This is a genomic window from Streptomyces sp. NPDC003635, from assembly GCF_053587635.1.
The window spans coordinates 40,369-58,302 of record NZ_JBSFOK010000035.1; the positions used below are offsets into that span (position 1 = coordinate 40,369).

Annotated in this window: 13 protein-coding genes and 1 pseudogene; 7 read left to right on the plus strand and 7 right to left on the minus strand. The window is 69.8% G+C overall.

Annotated elements, in window-relative coordinates; translation table 11 throughout:
- Positions 1–25 precede the first annotated feature (25 nt).
- From ACWDRW_RS28025 to ACWDRW_RS28040, 4 genes are all read left to right on the plus strand, one after another.
- A complete protein-coding gene (locus tag ACWDRW_RS28025; RefSeq protein WP_451727202.1) occupies positions 26–916 on the plus strand; it encodes a hypothetical protein in 891 nt (296 codons plus the stop codon).
- Positions 917–1,178: 262 nt separating this feature from the next.
- A complete protein-coding gene (locus tag ACWDRW_RS28030) occupies positions 1,179–2,183 on the plus strand; it encodes a glycosyl hydrolase (protein ID WP_451727204.1) in 1,005 nt (334 codons plus the stop codon).
- A 514-nt stretch (positions 2,184–2,697) separates the two neighbouring features.
- A complete protein-coding gene (locus ACWDRW_RS28035; protein ID WP_451727207.1) occupies positions 2,698–4,068 on the plus strand; it encodes a ferredoxin reductase family protein in 1,371 nt (456 codons plus the stop codon).
- 82 nt (positions 4,069–4,150) lie between these two features.
- On the plus strand, positions 4,151–4,765 hold the full coding sequence (locus ACWDRW_RS28040) for an FMN-binding protein (RefSeq protein ID WP_451727210.1): 615 nt from the start codon (positions 4,151–4,153) through the stop codon (positions 4,763–4,765).
- A 527-nt stretch (positions 4,766–5,292) separates the two neighbouring features.
- Here ACWDRW_RS28040 and ACWDRW_RS28045 read toward each other — a convergent pair.
- The 7 genes from ACWDRW_RS28045 to ACWDRW_RS28075 form a co-directional block, all read right to left on the minus strand.
- Entirely contained in the window at positions 5,293–5,970 is a 678-nt protein-coding gene (locus ACWDRW_RS28045; RefSeq protein WP_451727212.1) for an alpha/beta fold hydrolase, read from the minus strand.
- Positions 5,967–7,163, minus strand: a complete 1,197-nt coding sequence (gene manA / locus ACWDRW_RS28050; protein WP_451727214.1) for a mannose-6-phosphate isomerase, class I — start codon at positions 7,161–7,163, stop codon at positions 5,967–5,969. Before manA ends, ACWDRW_RS28045 begins: the two co-directional genes overlap by 4 nt.
- A 285-nt stretch (positions 7,164–7,448) precedes the next feature.
- Positions 7,449–8,507 carry a LacI family DNA-binding transcriptional regulator gene (locus ACWDRW_RS28055; protein ID WP_451727217.1) on the minus strand — a complete coding sequence of 353 codons (1,059 nt, stop codon included), beginning with the start codon at positions 8,505–8,507 and terminating at the stop codon, positions 7,449–7,451.
- The gene (locus ACWDRW_RS28060) at positions 8,500–10,977 is read right to left on the minus strand and encodes a glycoside hydrolase family 2 protein (RefSeq protein ID WP_451727220.1); all 2,478 of its coding nucleotides are present in this window, start codon (positions 10,975–10,977) and stop codon (positions 8,500–8,502) included. The genes ACWDRW_RS28055 and ACWDRW_RS28060 overlap by 8 nt, the downstream gene beginning before the upstream one ends.
- Positions 10,978–11,024: 47 nt before the next feature.
- The gene (locus ACWDRW_RS28065) at positions 11,025–11,894 is read right to left on the minus strand and encodes a carbohydrate ABC transporter permease (protein WP_451727325.1); all 870 of its coding nucleotides are present in this window, start codon (positions 11,892–11,894) and stop codon (positions 11,025–11,027) included.
- Positions 11,895–11,896: 2 nt separating this feature from the next.
- Complete coding sequence (locus tag ACWDRW_RS28070) at positions 11,897–12,865, minus strand: carbohydrate ABC transporter permease (protein WP_451727223.1); 969 nt, start codon at positions 12,863–12,865, stop codon at positions 11,897–11,899.
- A gap of 130 nt (positions 12,866–12,995) precedes the next feature.
- A complete protein-coding gene (locus tag ACWDRW_RS28075; RefSeq protein ID WP_451727226.1) occupies positions 12,996–14,273 on the minus strand; it encodes an ABC transporter substrate-binding protein in 1,278 nt (425 codons plus the stop codon).
- A 349-nt stretch (positions 14,274–14,622) separates the two neighbouring features.
- Here ACWDRW_RS28075 and ACWDRW_RS28080 point away from each other — a divergent pair, with 349 nt between their 5' ends.
- The 3 genes and pseudogenes from ACWDRW_RS28080 (at position 14,623) to ACWDRW_RS28090 (ending at position 17,834) form a co-directional block, all read left to right on the plus strand.
- On the plus strand, positions 14,623–15,618 hold the full coding sequence (locus tag ACWDRW_RS28080; RefSeq protein WP_451727228.1) for an ROK family protein: 996 nt from the start codon (positions 14,623–14,625) through the stop codon (positions 15,616–15,618).
- 149 nt (positions 15,619–15,767) lie between these two features.
- Positions 15,768–16,019 (plus strand): annotated as a pseudogene (locus tag ACWDRW_RS28085) (helix-turn-helix domain-containing protein); the annotation flags it as partial.
- A 399-nt stretch (positions 16,020–16,418) separates the two neighbouring features.
- Positions 16,419–17,834 carry a family 2B encapsulin nanocompartment shell protein gene (locus tag ACWDRW_RS28090; protein ID WP_451727231.1) on the plus strand — a complete coding sequence of 472 codons (1,416 nt, stop codon included), beginning with the start codon at positions 16,419–16,421 and terminating at the stop codon, positions 17,832–17,834.
- Positions 17,835–17,934 lie beyond the last annotated feature (100 nt).

Consider the following 17,934-nt stretch of genomic DNA (forward strand, 5'->3'; position numbering starts at 1 on the left):
CCACACGGAAGGAAACACAGCCACCATGTCCATGCCCACCTTCGCGCACCGCACCTCCCAGCGTTCCGCGGCGCGGTCCGCCGCCCTGCGCCGACTGCTGCCGGCGCTCGCCCTGACCTGCGTCGCCGCAGGAGGTGTCGCGGTACCCGGCCACGCCGCCGCGGCGGCACCGGCGCACACCGGCACCACCCATGTGCAGGCCGCCGCCGCGTCCTTTCCCACCTGGGGAACACGCTGGGTCGTCCACGCCACACCCGACATCGACTCGCCCTCCGTGGGCATGATCAACAAGACCGCCGCCGGGCAGGACCGGATCACGGCCGACTACCAGGTCGACACCGGCCGCCGGGTCTGCGAAGGCAGCGCCTGCTCCACCTTCATGGCCCACATCACCCAGCCCGTCACCGGCTTCCTCACCGTCGTCGCGGTGGACATCCCCGAGGACCGGCTGCCGGGCGTCCCCGTGCAGGCGGGGCAGCCCGACCCCCAGCCCGGCTCGCGGCAGCGGACCCTGCAGCGCGCCGCGACCTGGCTCACGGCGAACAACGGGCGCCCGGTGCCCTACGCCCAGGACAAGTACTGGCGGGACGGCTACCGCCAGGACTGCTCCGGTTACGCCTCCATGGCGCTGGGCCTGCCGGCACCCGGCACCAACACCCAGGGGCTGGCGGACCGCAGGCACACCCGACCCATCGCCATGAACGAGCTGCAGCCCGGTGACCTCGTCATCGACGCCATCGGTAACAGCAACACCCGGCACGTCGTCATCTTCGAGAAGTGGAACGACGACGCCCACCGCTCCTACACGGCATACGAACAGCGCAGCGTGCACGGCACCAGCCACCGATCGGTGACGTACGGGCTGGCGGCGGGCAGCGAGTACAAGGCCTACCGCCCGCTGCAGTACGGAAACTGACACCCCTCGGCCTCGAAACGCTGGGTGCCCCACCCGTCGGAGGGTGGGGCACCCAGCCGTGCCGGGGCAGGCGGCCGACGAGCAACGCACGAAATTACACAAGAGGCATAAGTAATCGGCATCTCGACGACGTTCAGGAAACGTTAAGTAAAAGATGCCGCAGGGCAGTTGCACAGAGCCGTGCACCCCATTGACGCCCGCCCCCGCAGCAGCCACCTTGATGGCGAAACGAATTCCCCTCGCCGTGAAAGCTGGAATGCCCATGAGAAAAATACGGCAATGGATCACCTTCGTCGCGGCTGTGGCTGTCGCAGCGACGATCCTTGCGTGGCCCGCGACGGAATCCGCGCAGGCGTTCCCACCGACTCCGAAGCAGACGGTGCTGAACTACCTGCGCACCATTTCCGGAAACCACATCGTCTCCGGTCAGCACAACAAGGAGCCGGCTTCCGCGCCCGGTCAGTACACACAGCAGGTCAAGGACGTGACAGGCCAGTATCCGGGCCTGTGGGGTGGCGACCTGATGTTCGCCGCCACCGACGTGGCCAACCGTCAACGCGTGATCGACCAGGCCAGGACGGAGTGGGCGAACGGCTCGCTGGTCAGCCTGACTTGGCACGTCTGCCCGCCCACCGGCGGAAGCACCTGCGCGTTCGAGGGCGGTGTGAAGTCGAACATCACGAATGCCCAGTTCTCGCAGATCCTCACCCCGGGCAGCGCTCTGAACAATGCCTGGAAGCGTCGCCTCGACGAAGTCGTCCCCTACCTGCAGCAGTTGAAAAGCGCGGGCGTTCCGGTCCTCTTCCGGCCGCTGCACGAGATGAACGAATCGTGGAACTGGTGGGGAAACCGCCCCGGATCGAATGGCAGCGCGCGGCTCTACCAGATCACGCGGGATTATCTCGCCGGAACGAAGGGGCTGGACAATCTGATCTGGGTATGGAACGTGCAGGACAATCCGGCGGGCGGCTGGAGCAGCTACTATCCGGGCAATCAGTACGTGGACGTCGTATCGCTGGACGTCTGGTACAAGAGCCACCCCAGTTCCGCCGACTACCAACAGATGCGTGGCATCGCGGGCACGAAACCGATGGCCATCGGTGAGATGGGCAAGATGCCGACCGCCGCCCTGCTGGACAGCCAAACCCAGTGGGCCTGGTTCATGATGTGGTCCGAGCATCTGCGCGGGAACAACACCAACGCCGAAATCCAGACGGCGTACTTCCACCCCCGAGTGCTGAACCAGGGCGAGGTTCGACTGCCCTGACACCCCAGGGCTTCGGCATAGTCGCGTGATGTCCGGTTCGTGATCAGGTGAGACCGAATAGTGCGAGCGGCCGGTGATGCGTAAGGCGCCAACGGCAGGTCGCGCCAGGCCGCCATGGTGCGGGACGCGCGGCCGGTCCGAAGCCGTGAGGCGTCCTCGGCGAAGGTGGTGTCCCTCATGGGGTGCAGAGCCTCGATCTGCCAGTGCGAGCGGATCATGTTCGCGAGCTGGGCGGGTGAGCCTGCGCGGCGCTCAGGCTGGTGACCGCGTAGACGGTCTTGATGCTGACCTTGCCGTTGCGGCGGATCTCGCTGCGGCCGTGGCCGCTCTCGCGGGTGCGGCTCTGGAGCGGGATCTGCTGCCAGGAGAGGGGCCCCGGCCGCGGAGGTGGGGTTCTTCGCCGGGCTGTCCGGGGCCGTCCGCGCCTGCTGGGGTCGTCGCTGGACGTCGGCGGGAGGGTTCCCCGCCTGGGATAAGGTGCCGGGGCACAACGCGAAGGGAAGGAAGTCGGCCCTTGACGACGATCCACCACAGCCGGGCGGGGAGACGGCAGGCGGGCAGGCGGATCCGCCCCCGGCGTTCTCCCGCGATACCCCTTCTGGCCCTGGCCTGGGCCGGTGCGGCCGCCGTTCTGTGGCTGTGGTGGCAGAACACCCCAGCCGTGTCCGGAACCGCCGACCGGCTGGTGAACGCCGGCCGGATGACGGGACTGCTCGCCGGTTACGTGATCGCGTTGACGATCGCCCAGATGGCGCGCGTGCCCGTGCTGGAGCGCCGGGTGGGATCCGACCGGGTGACGCGCTGGCACGCGGCGACGGGCCGCTATGCGCTGTACCTGACCCTGGCCCATGTCGTGCTGATCCTGTACGGATATGCGATGCAGGCGGACACCGGGATCGTCGCGCAGACGGTGTCGGTGGTGACCGATTACCCGGACATGGTCAAGGCGACCGTCGGCACCCTGATCCTGCTGGTGGTCGGCCTCGTGTCGGCCGGCGCGGTGCGGCGCCGGATGCGCTACGAGGTCTGGTACTACCTGCACCTGTTCACCTACGTGGCTGTCTACCTCGCCTTCTGGCATCAGCTGGCCACGGGTAACGAGTTCGTCGGCAGCGCGGCCGCCCGTACGGCCTGGTACGCGCTCTACGTCACGGTCGCGGCGCTAGTGCTGTGGTACCGCGTGCTCAGTCCGGTGCGGCTGAACCTGCGGCACCGCATGCGGGTCGAGGCGGTCGTGGACGAGGCCCCCGGGGTGGTGTCGGTCCTGATCCGCGGCCGGCGGCTGCACCGGTTGGGCGCCGAGGCAGGGCAGTTCTTCCGCTGGCGGTTCTTGACCCGGGGCATGTGGTGGACCCAGCACCCGTACTCGCTGTCCGCCCCGCCCCGACCCGACCTGCTGCGCATCACGGTTAAGGCGGTCGGCGGGCACAGCGCCGCGCTGGCCGCACTGCGGCCGGGCACCCGGGTATGGGCGGAGGGCCCGTACGGCGCGCTGACCGGCGCTCGTCGCAGCCGGGGCAAGGTGCTGCTGCTCGCGGGTGGCGCCGGTATCACTCCGCTGCGGGCCCTGTTCGAGACGCTGCCCGGCGCGCCCGGTGACCTGACCCTGCTCTACCGGGCCCGCACGGCGGAGGAGCTGGCCCTGCGGGACGAACTGGAGGCGATCGCGGACGAGCGCGGGGCGCAGTTGCTGTACGCGGTCAACAGCCCGGACGGCCGCCGCCCGGCGATCACCGCGAAGATGTTGCGCGGGATCCTGCCGGACATCGCCCGCCACGACGTGTACGTGTGCGGCCCGCCCGGCCTCGCGGAGGAGTCCTACGCCGCGCTCCGCGAGGTCGGCGTGCCCGACCGGCGCATCCACCACGAGTCCTTCGAGTTCTGACTTCGCTCTCACGCCGTTGCGAAGGCGCTTCGACGCCGACCCGAAAGGTGACAGTTCCAGGGACGCGTGCGCTGTGAGGTGTGTGAGGAAGAACCACCCCCTGCGCCGCACGGTGCTGCTCGGCGCCGCCACTGTCTCCACCATCGTGCTGCTGCTCGCGCTCAAGCCCCGCACCGACCCCGCGGCCGTCGTGCAGGCCGACGGCACGCCCAGCGTCCAGGCCACGGCAACGGCCTCCCCGTCCCCGACCGCCTCTGCGGTCTCACCGGCGGCGTCGGCCCCGCCGTCGAAGAGCGCCAAGGACAAGCGTGCCTCCTCCTCCCCGAGCGCGTCGGCCTCGCGCTCCGCCGCCGCGACCCCTGCCCGGACCACCAGCGCGCCGGCCGCACCGAAGACCACCTCGGCCGCGCCGAAACCCGCCCCCCGCACCGTCACCGGGGTCACGGCGTCGACGAAGTACGGCCCGGTCCAGGTGCGGATCACGCTCTCCGGCAGCACGATCACCGGGGCGACCGCGGTCCAGTACCCCGATGAGACGGCCCGCAGCCAGGACATCTCCTCCGCCGCCGTCTCCAAGCTCAACCAGGAGACACTGGCGGCCCAGAGCGCGAACATCGACACGGTGTCCGGCGCCACCTACACCAGCGCGGGCTACCGGCAGTCCCTGCAGAGCGCCCTGGACCAGGCGGGCATCTGACCATCCCCCTGGCACCGGAGGCCAGTGACCGATCGACATGATCTGCGAGAAGCGAGACGAGCCCGCCCCCCAGGGCTTCGGCGCAGTGATGCGCCACCTCGCCGTCGATGCGGCCCAGTAGCGGCCGCACCGTCGATTCCGCAGGCAGGCACCGCTTCGGGAACACCGGATCGGGCCGTACGCCAAGGCGTTCCAGCACCGCGCACGCGGTCAGCGCGAGCACGACGACCAGAGCATGCCGCACACCACGCGGATCGCGCGGGTCGGGCACCTCGCACCAATCGCTCCAGCAGGCACGGCATGCCGGGCACGGCCTCGCCATGCTCGCGGAGTTGGTCACAGGCAGGCACGGTCTTCCACTCGGATCGCAGGGCGCCGAGAACTCCATGATCTTGTAAGCCGTGCCTGTCACGTTCCGAGAGCGCCGCCGAGCTGACGGATTGCCACGAACCGGGCGTCATTCGACTACGCCGAAGCCCTGCCCTGACCCCTTGGGCCCTCGCGCCCGAGCCGCCCGGCGATGCCCTTCAGAGCCAACCGCGCAGCCCGTGGAGGAAACCGGCCGGATCGTCACGGTGGACGGTGTGCCCCGCACCGTCCACCGTGCGCACGTACCAGCCGCGGCGGCTCAGGGCCGCGGCCTCCGCCGGCGGGATCCGCTCGCTGGGGTCGGCGAGGAGGACGAGCGAGCGGACGACCGGGACGGCCGGCAGTCCGGGGAGGTGCTCGAGCGCGGTGACCGAGGCCGGGTCCCAGGTCGTGAGGGCAAGGTGCTCGGCGGTGATGTCGTCGTCGTGCCAACGGGGGTGCGCCGCACGCAACTCCGGCCAGCCGGCGTGCTTGACGGCGCGCAGCGCGGCCAGGTCCCGCGGGCGTCGCAGCCAGGCCGGGTCGCAGTGGACGGCGCGGGCGCAGCGCAGAGCCGGCAGGGCTCGCAGCAGCACGGCCGAACCCAGCGAGTGACCGATCGCGAGGTCAGGAGCCGCGGGCAGGGTTTCCAGGAGGGCCGCGGCGAGCGTGGCGGGCGTGTACGTCGCGGCGGGACCGCTGGCTCCGTGGCCGGGCAGATCCACGGCGACCACCCGGTAGCCGAATTCGGCAACAGCCGGAGCCACGCGGTTCCAGCTGCGGGAGTCGGTCATGATGCCGTGCACGAGAACGGCCGTGCGGGCGCCGCCGCCCCAGACGCGGGTCGCGAGCCTCACGCGAGGGCGTCCAAGGGCACCCGGGCACGCCAGAGCTCGGCCCCCGCGCCGGTCAGCGCACAGGGTGAACCGGCCGGTACGAACGCGGCCGTACCTGCCACGAGGGCCGGGCCAGGTTCCAGACGCGCCTCGCCGACGAGGCAGAGGAGCACCTGTGGTCCGGCGTCGGTCAGGCACACGGCCTCGGTGCCCGCGTCCAGGCGCGACAGCCTGAACTCCCGCGCCGGAGTGCCGTAGTGCCTCTCGCCCCCGATCGCCGTCGGCGCGGGGTGGATGACGGACGGTCGCGTCGCCGTGAGGTCGACGATGTCGCTCAGCAGCGCGGCGTCGACGTACTTGTCGGTCAGGCCGCAGCGCAGCACGTTGTCGGAGTTGGCCATGATTTCCACACCGGTACCCCGCAGGTAGGCGTGAGGCACCCCCGCTGGCAGGTACAGGGCCTGCCCGGCGTCGAGGCGGACGTGGTTGAGCAGCAGGGCCGCGAGAAGCCCGGGATCGCCGGGGAAGTCGACGGCCACGGTGGCGTACACGGCGGCGGTCGTGCCCCAGGGGCTCGGCGAGCCGGCCAGGCGCGGCAGGGCGCTGGAGACCGCGTGCACCAGACGTTCCGGTGCCTGCAGGGCTGCGTGAAGTGTGTGTGCGAGGGAGTCCTGCGGCGGAAGGGTTCGCAGCAGCGTCGCCCAGTGGTGGAGTTCGGGTACGGCGAGGTCGTCCAGAAGAGCGGCGGTGCGGGCGGGGTCGCGGAAGCCGCAGAGCGCCTCGAAGGGGCCCAGCGCACACAGCAGTTCCGGCTTGTGGTTACGGTCCTTGAAGGTGCGGTGGGGGGCGTCGAGCGGTATGCCGGCGCTTTCCTCGCGGTCATGGCCCGCCTGCGCCTGCTCGCGGGTGGGATGCACCTGTACCGACAGGGCCTTGTCGGCTGCCAGCAGCTTGAGCAGGAAGGGCAGTTCGGCGCCGTGGGCGGCCAGGCTCGCCGGTCCCAGTTCCCCGGCGGGGTCGGCGGCGATCGCGGCGGCCAGGTCGGGAGTCCCGGGGCGGCCGGTGAGGCGTGAGGAAGCCGCAGGGTGCGCGCCGAACCACAGCTCGGCCTGGGGTTCACCGTCCGGCAGCTGCCCGAGGAGGGCGGGGATCGCGGTGCGCGAACCCCACGAGTAGGTGCGTACGACGGGAGCCAGAAGGGAGATCGCTGTCATGGGGTGCTCCGGGGCAGGGGAAGGACCGCCGTCGGCGGACGAGGGCGGCACACGGGTGCCGGGCACGGCGTCAGGAGGCCATGCCCGGCGGATCGGTGGGGACGTCAGTCCGTGGCGGTGATCGAGTGGATTCTTCGGCGGCTCCTGGGCACGGCGGACCTGTCTTTCGGCTCAAGGGGAGGCAGAAGGAGCGGCGAGGCAGAGGAAGAGCAACGGTGGGCGAGGGCGGCCCGGGCGCGAGGGATGTACCCCTGGGGCCCGGACCGCCGGCCCGACGGCTCGCCGTCAGTCGGTGTCGCCCCGCGGGGGCGCGCTGCTGCCGCGGGGCAGCAGGACAGGGGTCGCGACGGGGCCCGAGGAGGGGTTGCGACGGTGGACGACGTCGAACAGCCGCCGGGTCACGTCCGCGCCGAAGCCGAACACGTCGTGGCTCATGGCGGACAGGTTCGGATGGGTGAGCTGGCACAGCTGCGAGTCGTCCCAGGCGATCAGGCTGACGTCCTTCGGCACGCTCAGGCCCATCTCGGCGGCCACGGACAGTCCCGCGACGGCCATGATGTCGTTGTCGTAGATGATCGCCGTGGGCCGGTCCCGGGAGGCGAGCAGCGAGCGGGTGGCGCGAGCGCCCTGCTCGCCGGAGTAGTCGGTGGTCAGGCTGCGGGCCGGCTCCAGGCCCAGTTCCGCCACCATCGCGTTCAGGGCGGCGGTACGGATCACGGTGTGGCCGAGCGCCGGGTCACCGCCCACCCGGGCGATGCGCCGGTGACCGAGGGCGGCGAGGTAGCGCACCGCCTCGTGCACGGCGGTCTCGTCGTCGGTCCACACCGAGGTGAAGTCGCCCGTCAGCGAGGGGTGACCGACGGCGACCACCGGCAGCCCGATGGTCGCCAGTTCGGTGATCCGAGCGTCGTTCTGCTGGATGTCCACCAGGATCGATCCGGCGATCCTGCGGGACTGCCACCACTGACGGTGGACAGCGATCTCCTGGGCGGTGTCCCGCACGAGGTGCAGCAGCAGCGAACAGCCGTGCTCCTCCAGCACCGACTCGGCGCCGGAGATGAACTCCATGTAGAACGGCTCGAGTCCCAGTTGCCGCGCGGGCCGGGCGATGACCAGACCGACGGTGTCCCCCGCACCGGTCGCCGAACCGGACAGCTTGATCGCGGCTTGGTTCGGGACCCAACCCAGCTCGGCGACGGCGGCCATGATGCGCTCACGCGTGGCCTCCGAGACACCGGGGCGGTTGTTGAAGGCGAGGGAGACCGCGCCCCGGGACACACCGGCACGGGCGGCCACGTCCGAGATGGTGACGCGTCCGGAGCGGCGTGCCTTGCCCTCACTCACGGACCGCTCCGACGCCGTTGACGCTGAACAGCGCCGCCCGGGCGGCCTGCGCATCGGGCCGCGGCCACCCGGTGACCCGCCACGTCATGCTCTCGCCGGGCAGCAGGGTCACCCGTCCGTGATCGGTGCGGGCGTCCGCGTGCAACCGGTCGGCCTGGAGCAACAGGTCCCGGACGAGCCCGTCGGCCGTGACCGTGACCAGCACGCCGTTCCCGCCGTCCTCGCTGATCCGGACGTCGTAGGCGGCGGCTGGATAGGCGAACTCACGGTCCGCGCGGGCGAAGTGCACCGCGCGCAGGCCGTCGCTGTCGGCGACGAGGAACTCCTCGCGCGCGTCACCGAACCGCGTGACCGCCTCGGGCAGCCGCTCCAGCGCGACGCCGCGCGCTGCCGCCTTCAGCACGATCTCGGCGCGTGCCAGCACCGTGCCGTCCGCCGCGACTCGACGGACGGTGACGGTTGCGTCCCAGGTCGACCCGCTCTGGTTGCAGCCCGCGAGCAGCAGGTCGCCGTCGCGGTCCTGGATCGTGAGCAACCGGTCGGCGTACAGGCGGCGCATCTCGAAGTAGAGGGGCTTGAGCCGTCCGTCCCCGTCGATGGCCGCCCAGGAGGTGACCGGCCAGCAGTCGTTGAGCTGCCACAGCACCGTGCCGGCACAGCGCGGCCAGTGGGAGCGCCAGTGCTCGACCCCCGCGGCCACGGCCCTCGCCTGGTTGAGCTGGGTCAGGTAGTGCCAGGTGTCGAAGTCGGCCGGCGCGCTGAAGTGCGGGGCGAGTCCGCGGTTCAGCTTGCCGTTGCCGTCCTCCGCCTTCTGGTGGTGCAGCATGCCGGGGGAATCGGCGGTCAACGGCCGCTCGGACAGGGCCCGTTCCAGGGTGGCGAGCGTGGGCGGCGCCTGCCAGCCGAACTCGGCGACGAAGCGTGGCACGGTGCTCAGGTAGTCGCTGTAGTCACGGCGGTTCCACACCTCCCACGAGTGCGCGGTGCCGTGATCGGGGTCGTTGGGCGTGTGGTCCCACGATCCCGACCAGGGGCTGCCCGCCCAGTACGGCCGGGTCGGATCCGTCTGCGCCACGACGCGCGGCAGGAGACCGAGATAGTAGCCCTCACCCCAGGAGTCACCGGCGAGGCTCTGCTCCCACTCCCAGTCGGCGAAGCCCCACAGATTCTCGTTGTTGCCGTTCCACAGCACCAGCGACGGGTGGGGCATGAGCCGGGTCACGTTCTCCCGGGCCTCGGCCTCGATCTCGGAGCGCAGCGGCTGCTCCTCCGGGTAGGCGGCGCAGGCGAACAGGAAGTCCTGCCAGACCATCAGACCCAGCTCGTCGCACACGTCGTAGAAGGCCCGGTCCTCGTAGATCCCGCCACCCCACACCCGCACCAGGTCCACGCCCGCCTCGGCGGCCTGGGTGAGCCTGGCGCGGTAGCGGTCGGGGGTGACGCGGGCGGGAAGGGCGTCGTCGGGGATCCAGTTCACGCCCCGCGCGAAGACGGGTGTGCCGTTGACGACCAGGGTGAAGGCACTTCCGTGCTCGTCCGCGGACGTGTCGAGCTCGATCGTGCGGAAGCCGATGCAACGCTCCCAGGTGTCCAGGGCCTTGTTGCGGCTTGCCTCCCTGAGAACGACGGTGCATCCGTACAGGGGCTGTTCACCGTAGCCGCGCGGCCACCACAGTGCCGCGTCCGGGACCCGCACCGTCACCGTGGCGGTGCTCTCCCCCGGCGGTACGTCGATCTCCGTGGACGCCTCCCCCACCGCCGCCACCAGCGTCAGGGCGCGGTCCCTGCCGCTCGCCGTGCGGTCCAGGTCGACGACGATCTCGGCGACGCCCGTGCCGTCCTCGGCGACGGTGACCCGCGGACGCACCGCCGCCAACCGGGCCGTGGACCACTGCTCGATCCGCGCCTCGCGCCACACACCGGCCGTCACCAGCGTGGGCCCCCAGTCCCAGCCGAACGAACAAGCCATCTTGCGCACGTAGTTGAACGGCTCGGGATAGGAATTGGGCCGCTCCCCCAGCCGTGCGCGCGTCTCCTCCGCCTCGATGTAGGCGGAGGTGAAGGCGACTTCGAGCGGGGCGGGCCCGTCGGCCAGCACGTCGGTGACGTCGAACCGGTAGGAGCGGTGCATGTTGTGGGTGCGGCCCAGCAGCCTGCCGTCGACGTGTACGGCCGCGACGGTGTCCAGTCCGTCGAAGACCAGCTCGGCACGCTCGAACGCGCCTTCTCGCCGCGGAAGTTGCGTCGTGTACGTCCAATCGGCGCGGCCCACCCAGGCCACCTCGTCCTCGTTGCGGTCGAGGTAGGGGTCGGCCAGGAGTCCCGCGGCCATCAGGTCGGTGTGGACGCAGCCGGGCACCTGGGCCGGCACATCGGTCCCGGCCAGCCCCGGGGGCGCCTGCCCGGGTGTGTGACGGTCGGTGTTCAGGCGCAGCGTCCAACCCTGGGACAGCGGGGTGCGGACCTTCATGCGGGACTCCTTGTGAGACGTGGTGCGAGGTGCGGTGCGCGGGCGGGTCACTTGGAGGATCCCGCCGCGAAGCCGCTGTAGATGAAGCGCTGCAGCGCCAGGAAGACGATCAAAGTGGGGACGATCACGAGGATCGCGCCGGCGGAGATGGTCTCCCACTGGGCGCCGAAGGGGCCCTTGAACCGGAACAAGGCGGTGGAGATGGTGCCCAGTTCGGGGTCGGGCATGTAGAGGAAGGGCACGTAGAAGTCGTTGTAGACGGCGATGCCCTTGACGATGACGACCGTGGCGATCGCCGGTCGCAGCATCGGGAAAATGATCTTCCAGTAGATCGTCCATGCGTTGGCGCCGTCGATGCGCGCGGCCTCGTCGACGGAGACCGGAATCGAGCGGATGAACTGCAGGAAGATGTAGATCGAGACGATGTCGGTTCCGGTGTAGAGCAGGATGGGTGCCCAGCGGGTGTTGAAGGCGCCCAGATCGTCGATCACCTGGAAGGTGGCGACCTGGGTGGTGACGCTGGGGACCAGCGCGGCCAGCAGGAACAGGCCCATCACCAGCTTCTTGAGCCGGAACCGGAAACGGTCGACGGCGTAGGCGGTCATCGAGCCGATCAGAACGGTCCCGGCGGTGGAGACCGCGAGGATCAGCGCCGTGTTGCCGAACGCCCGCAGCATGGCTCCCTGTTCGAAGGCGGTGGCGTAGTTGGCGAAGTTGAGCCAGTCGCCGGGCAGCGACAGCGGGCCGTTGTTCACCATCTCCGACCGCGTCTTGAGCGAGGTGAGCAGGACGACGCCGAGCGGCACGACGACCAACGCCGAGGCCAGCAGCAGGGAGACATACTTCAGGGCTACGGCGGTGCGCGACAGGACGCCGCGGTCCCGGGCCGCACGCCGGGCGGGAAGGGGGGTGCCGATGGTCACGAGAGTTCCACCCTCTCCTCGGGGATCAGCCGGCGCTGCACCCAGGTGATCAGCAGGATGAGGACCAGCAGGACCACGGCAGAGGCAGAGGCCAAGCCGACCTTGTCGAACTGGAAGGCGAGTTTGACCGTCTGGATGACGAAGGTCTCGGTGCCGTTGGCGCCGCCGGTCATGATGTACGGGATCTCGAAGACCGCCAGTGAGCCGGAGACGGCGAGGATGAAGCTCAGGCTGATGATCGGCTTGATGCTGGGCGCGATGATGTGCCGGAACTGCTGCCAGCGGTTCGCCCCGTCCAGTTGGGCCGCCTCGTACAGGTGCGGCGGGATCGACTGGATGGCGCCGAGGAACAAGACCATGTTCAGCCCCATGAAACGCCACACCGACACCCCGGCGAGTGAGGGGTTGGCGAGGTCCGGGTCTCCGAGCCACAGGTGCTCGCCGTCCACGCCGACCAGCCGCAGCAGTGTGTCGAGGGTGCCGTCGGGCTGGAAGAAATACAGGAACACGAAGCCGACGGCCACCCCGTTGATCAGGTAGGGAAAGAACAGCAAGCCCTTGAAGAGGTTGCGCAACCGGGTGTTGAAGCTGAGGACCGTCGCGAAGTACAGCGCGAGGGCGATCTGCACGACGGAGGCCGCCAGGTAGAAGCCGCTGACGAGGAACACCTCGAACCGGGCCGGCTGCGTGACCAGGTCGGTGTAGTTCTCCCCTCCCACATAGGAGCGTGTGGGGCTGACGCCGTCCCAGTCGGTGAAGCTGTAACCGATCATGTCGGCCACCGGGAGGTAGGTGAACATCACCAGCAGCGTCAAGGGTGCGGCCAGGAAGAGCCAGGGGGTCAGAACGGCGGTACGCCGACGCCTGGCAGGACGGGGCCGGCCGACGTCCGGTTCTTCGGGAGGCGGAGCGCTTCGCCGACCGACGGCATGTGCCGCGGCGCGGGTCTTCTGGACAGCGGTCATCTCAAGGTTCCTCGTGGTGAGTTCCCGGTCGGGCGTAGTGAGCGGCCTGGGCACGGCGAGCGAGGGCCACGTGGCGTCGTGGTGCGGCCGGGACGTGCTGCCTGGCCGTTTCTCGCCGTGCCGTGGTGCGTCAGCCGCCGAGGGTCTGCTGAGCCTCGGACCACTTGCCGTTCAGCTCGTCGAAGTAGCTGTCCATGTCCCCGTCGGCCGCGCCGCGGGCGACGTCGACCAGCTTCTGCCGGTAGTCCTGCGCGGTGATCCCGACCTCGGAAGCCTTGTCGATCTCGTTGACCTCGGCCCGCTTCTTCTGGTGTTGCGGAATCGTGGTGACATCGTTGTCGGCGAACGCCTTGAGCGTGTCGGGCAGCGGGGCGGACTTCACGGAGGAGATGGATCCCTCGGCCGCGGCCTGACCGGACTCGGTGATGTACCAGTCGATCCACGCGCGGGCGGCGGCCTTCTTGTCGGAGTGGACGTTGACCGCGTACTGGTAGTCAGGACGCAGCACGGAGCAGAACTTCCCGTCCTTCTGCGCGGGGAACGGCATGAACCCGATGTCGTCGGGGTCCTCTCCGGCCGCCTCCGCCGCGGCGCGCATCTGGGAGATGGCCCAGGAACCGAGCCACATCGAGGCGACCTTGCCGGTCCCGATCTGCGCCTTGGAATCCTCCCAGTTGGTCGTGGTGGGATCGGGTTCGCTCAGCTTCTTCTCGACGATCGTGTAGAGCAGCTTGTCGATCGTGTGCAGATCCGAACCCTCGGTCCACGGCTTCTCCGTCGTCGCGAGCGCGTCGTAGGCACCGGGGTCGCACTCGGGGGAACCGACGGCGTTCGTCCAGTTGGTCAGCGGCCAGCCGTCCTTGTAGTTCGTGTAGTAGGGGACGGCACCGGTCTTCTCCTTGATCGCCTCCAGGTCCGTGACGAACTCCGCGGGCGTGGTGGGCCAGTCGGTGATGCCGGCCTTCGCCCAGACCGCCTTGTTGTAGACGAATCCGTTGGCCACGCCGATGTTGGCCAGGCCGTAGACCTGACCGTCCACGGTCGCGTGGTCGGTGTAGTCGAACTTCGCCGACAGCTCGCCGGCCTTGCCCAGCGGGGCGAAGAAGGTGGGGTACTGCTCGAGGGACAACGAGTTGGGGATCAGCAGGACGTCACCGTAGTTCTCGGTGTTCATCCGGATCTTGGTCTCGCCCTCGTAGTCGGTCAGACCCTCGAACTTGACCTTCACACCCGGGTACACCTTGCGGAACTCCGCGGCGTACTTCTCCAGCGTGCCGTCGGATATCTGGTCCGTCCTGTTGGTCAGCACCGTGATCTCGCCCGACACCTTCGCCGGATCGCTCGGCGGAGCGGCGATCTCGCCACGCTCGCCGCCGCCCTGATCGCTACAGGCTGTGGCCGCCACCATGACCGCGGCCGCGCAAACCGCCCACCTTCTCCGCATCCCCGCCACCTCTCATCGCGAACTGTCGATGCCAGGCCCGGGGGAACGCCGTACCGGCATTCAAGACCCCGGCCTGATGCGGGCTCAACGTAGACGTAACTTCGCAGCCATGTCCATAGACCGGTCTAGATCGATTTCGTTGATTTCCAGGGCGCTGAACTGCGACTTTACTAAACGTTGACTAAATCTGACGGACCTGGGCGACCGGATGCGAAGCAGCCGCGCCCGGCCGTAGACATCGTTGTCAGAACTGTGCTGCGATGTAGCGGTCTCTTGGCCCGGTCGTACGCACCCCCTTCGGAGCGCCATCACCATGAGTAATCAGCAACGTGCCGTCCCGGCCCCGGACGATGGCCTGATAGCCGCCCTCGACATAGGCGGCACCAAGATCGCGGGGGCGCTCGTCACACGGGCCGGCGCTCTCGTTCACCAGGTGCGCCGCACCACCCCGGCCAAGGAGTCCGCCGAGACACTCCTCGCCGCCGTGTACGAGGTCGTGGACGCCCTGGCCGCCGACCAGCTGTGGGAAGACGTCCGCGCACTGGGCATCGGCAGTGCCGGCCCGGTCGACCTGGCCCGCGGCGCTGTCAGCCCCGTCAACATCCCCGCGTGGCGGGAGTTTCCGCTGGTCGCGTCCGTCGGCGCGCATCCGGCGCTGGCAACCAGGCCCGTGGTGCTCGCGGGCGACGCGGTGGCGATGGCCGCGGCCGAGCACCGCCACGGCGCCGCACGCGGATACGGGGACGCACTGTGCCTGGTCGTGTCCACAGGTGTCGGCGCCGGTCTGATCCTCGACGGCAGGGTGCGCAACGGCCTCACCGGCAACGCCGGTCATCTCGGGCACATCAGCGTCGACTTCGAGGGCGAGCCCTGCCCGTGCGGTGCGCTCGGCTGCCTGGAAGGCGTCGCCAGCGGCACGGCCATCACCCGGCACGCCCTCTCGCACGGCTGGCGACCGCCGGCGACGGCGGACGCGGCGGCGGTCGCCACAGCGGCCCGAGCCGGTGACCCGGCCGCGGTCGCCGCGTTCGACCGGGCAGCCCGCGCCCTGGCAGCCGGTATCGCCGCCACCGCCGCACTGGTCGAGATCGACATCGCCGTCATCGGAGGCGGGGTCGCCCAGGCGGGCGAAGTGCTCTTCTCCCCGCTCAACCACCATCTGCGGCGCTACGCGGCCATGCCCTTTCTGCGTCATCTGCACGCCGTCCCCGCCGAACTGGGCCCCGATTCCGGCCTGGTCGGAGCCGCGGCCCTGGCGGACGTCACGGCACCGACCGCCGCGGGACTGCTCGTCGACGGCCGTCACTGAGGCCTCACCGGCACCACCGGTCAACTGAAGGGCGAGGCCCACACGTCAGGCGTCGCGGGTCCGGGCTCCCTGCGACAGACAGCGCTCAGAAAGAACGGATACGGTCTTCGGCGCCACCGGGGACCGCATCCAAGGCAGGCCGCTCACAGGGGCGCAAAAGGTCCTTCGCGCGCGGCTTCACCGCGGCCACCGGCACGACGCCACACGCGTGGCTGCGGGAGCTTCGGCTGAGCCGTGCCGAGGAGCTGCTGGAGACGACCGACTTGCCGGTCGAGGAGATCGCCCGCCACGTCGGCTACGGCAGTGCGTCCGTGCTGCGCGAGCGGTTCGTGCACCGCCGGGGGGTGACACCGCGTTCCTGCCGCCGCGCCTCCACCCGCCAGGCCCGACCCGCGGGCTGAGCGGGCCGCGAAACACGGTGGTCCGTCGTCCCCGCCGAAGGGATGGCCTGGATCGTGTGGTGGGAGCCGTGCAGGTCACGCGTCGTGGCTCTTCCTTCGGCCCTGTCCCAAGGCCCACTCGTCGGCCGATCGTTGCCGGACCGCCGGCGCATACCGGTCGCGCCACGCGCGAGAATGGCGCAATGACACATACGGACTGATAAACCGCATCCGATCAATTGTCACTGCTTCGAAGTAAGCCTCTCCTCTCGCTGGTGGATGCGGCCGGTTCCGTGGATAGCTTCTTGGACGTGGACGGAATTCCCTGCTCCGTCCCGCTCGTTGCCCACTCCTCCCGTCTCCCGGTCGGCGCACCCGTGTGAGCCGGACGACCCGTCGTGCAAGGAGATAGCCCCTCCGATGTCTGTCGAGAGCATCCCGGAAGCTCAGACCACACCCGACGCGCCGCAGCAGTCCCTCAGTACCGCAGCCGCCCGCAACCTCGCCACCACCACCAAGTCCGCCCCGCAGATGCAGGAGATCACCTCCCGCTGGCTGCTGCGGATGCTGCCCTGGGTCGAGGCCACAGGTGGCACCTACCGGGTCAACCGGCGGCTGCGCCACACCCTCGGCGACGGGCGCATCGAGTTCGTCCAGGAGGGCGCCACGGCCCGGGTGATCCCCCGGGAACTCGGTGAACTGGCCCTTCTGCGCGGATTCGAGGACCACGGCGTCCTCAGCACCCTCGCCGAGCGCTGCACCCAACGCGACTTCACGGCGGGAGAAGTCCTCGTCGAGCGCGGCAGTCCCGCCGACCGGGTCTACCTGATCGCCCACGGCCGGGTCAGCCAGACCTCCCAGGGCAAGTACGGCCAGGAGGTCGGCGTCGCGGTGCTCGCCGACGGCCAGCACTTCGGTCAGAACGCGCTGTGGGACGGCGAGACCCGTCACGACAGCACGGTCACCGCCGAGACCTCCGGCACCCTCCTGACCCTCTCTCGCGCTGACTTCGCCGCCGTGCAGGCCTCCGCGCCCCGCCTTCATGCCCACGTCGACGCGTTCCGATGCCGCGCGGGGCACCGGCAGAACAAGCACGGCGAGGCCGAGATCGCCGTGTCGGCCGGCCACGTCGGCGAGGCCGACCTGCCCGGCACCTTCGTCGACTACGAGCTCGAACCGCGCGAGTACGAACTCTCCGTCGCCCAGACCGTGCTGCGCATCCACACCCGGGTCGCCGACCTCTACAACGGTCCGATGAACCAGAGCGAGGAGCAACTGAGGCTCACCGTCGAGGCCTTGCGTGAGCGTCAGGAACACGAGCTGATCAACAACCGCGAGTTCGGGTTGCTGCACAACGCCGACTTCAAGCAGCGCATCCAGCCGCGCTCGGGTCCGCCGACTCCGGACGACATGGACGACCTGCTCTGCCGCCGACGCGGCACCAAGATGTTCCTCGCCCACCCCAGGACGATCGCCGCCATCGGACGGGGCCTCAACGCCTGCGGGCTCCATCCCGACCACGTCGACCTCGGCGGACAGTCCGTGCCCGCCTGGCGCGGTGTCCCCATCCTGCCCTGCAACAAGATCCCGATCAGCAAGCAGCAGACCAGCTCCATCATCGCCATGCGCACTGGAGAGAAGAACCAGGGCGTCATCGGCCTGCGGCAGACAGGACTGCCGAACGAGTACGAAGAGGGTCTCTCCGTACGGTTCATGGGCATCAACGAGCAGGCCATCACCTCCTACCTCGTCAGCACCTACTACTCCGCCGCGGTCCTCCTCCCCGACGCCCTCGGCGTGCTGGAGAACGTGCAGATCGCTCACCGGCCGCGTTGAAGCCCTGAGTGCTCACCCGCCGCGTTGAAGCCATTATCGGCTGCACGTCCCGGCCGGACATGCCTCACGCATCACGCACCACGGAGTACACACCACACCG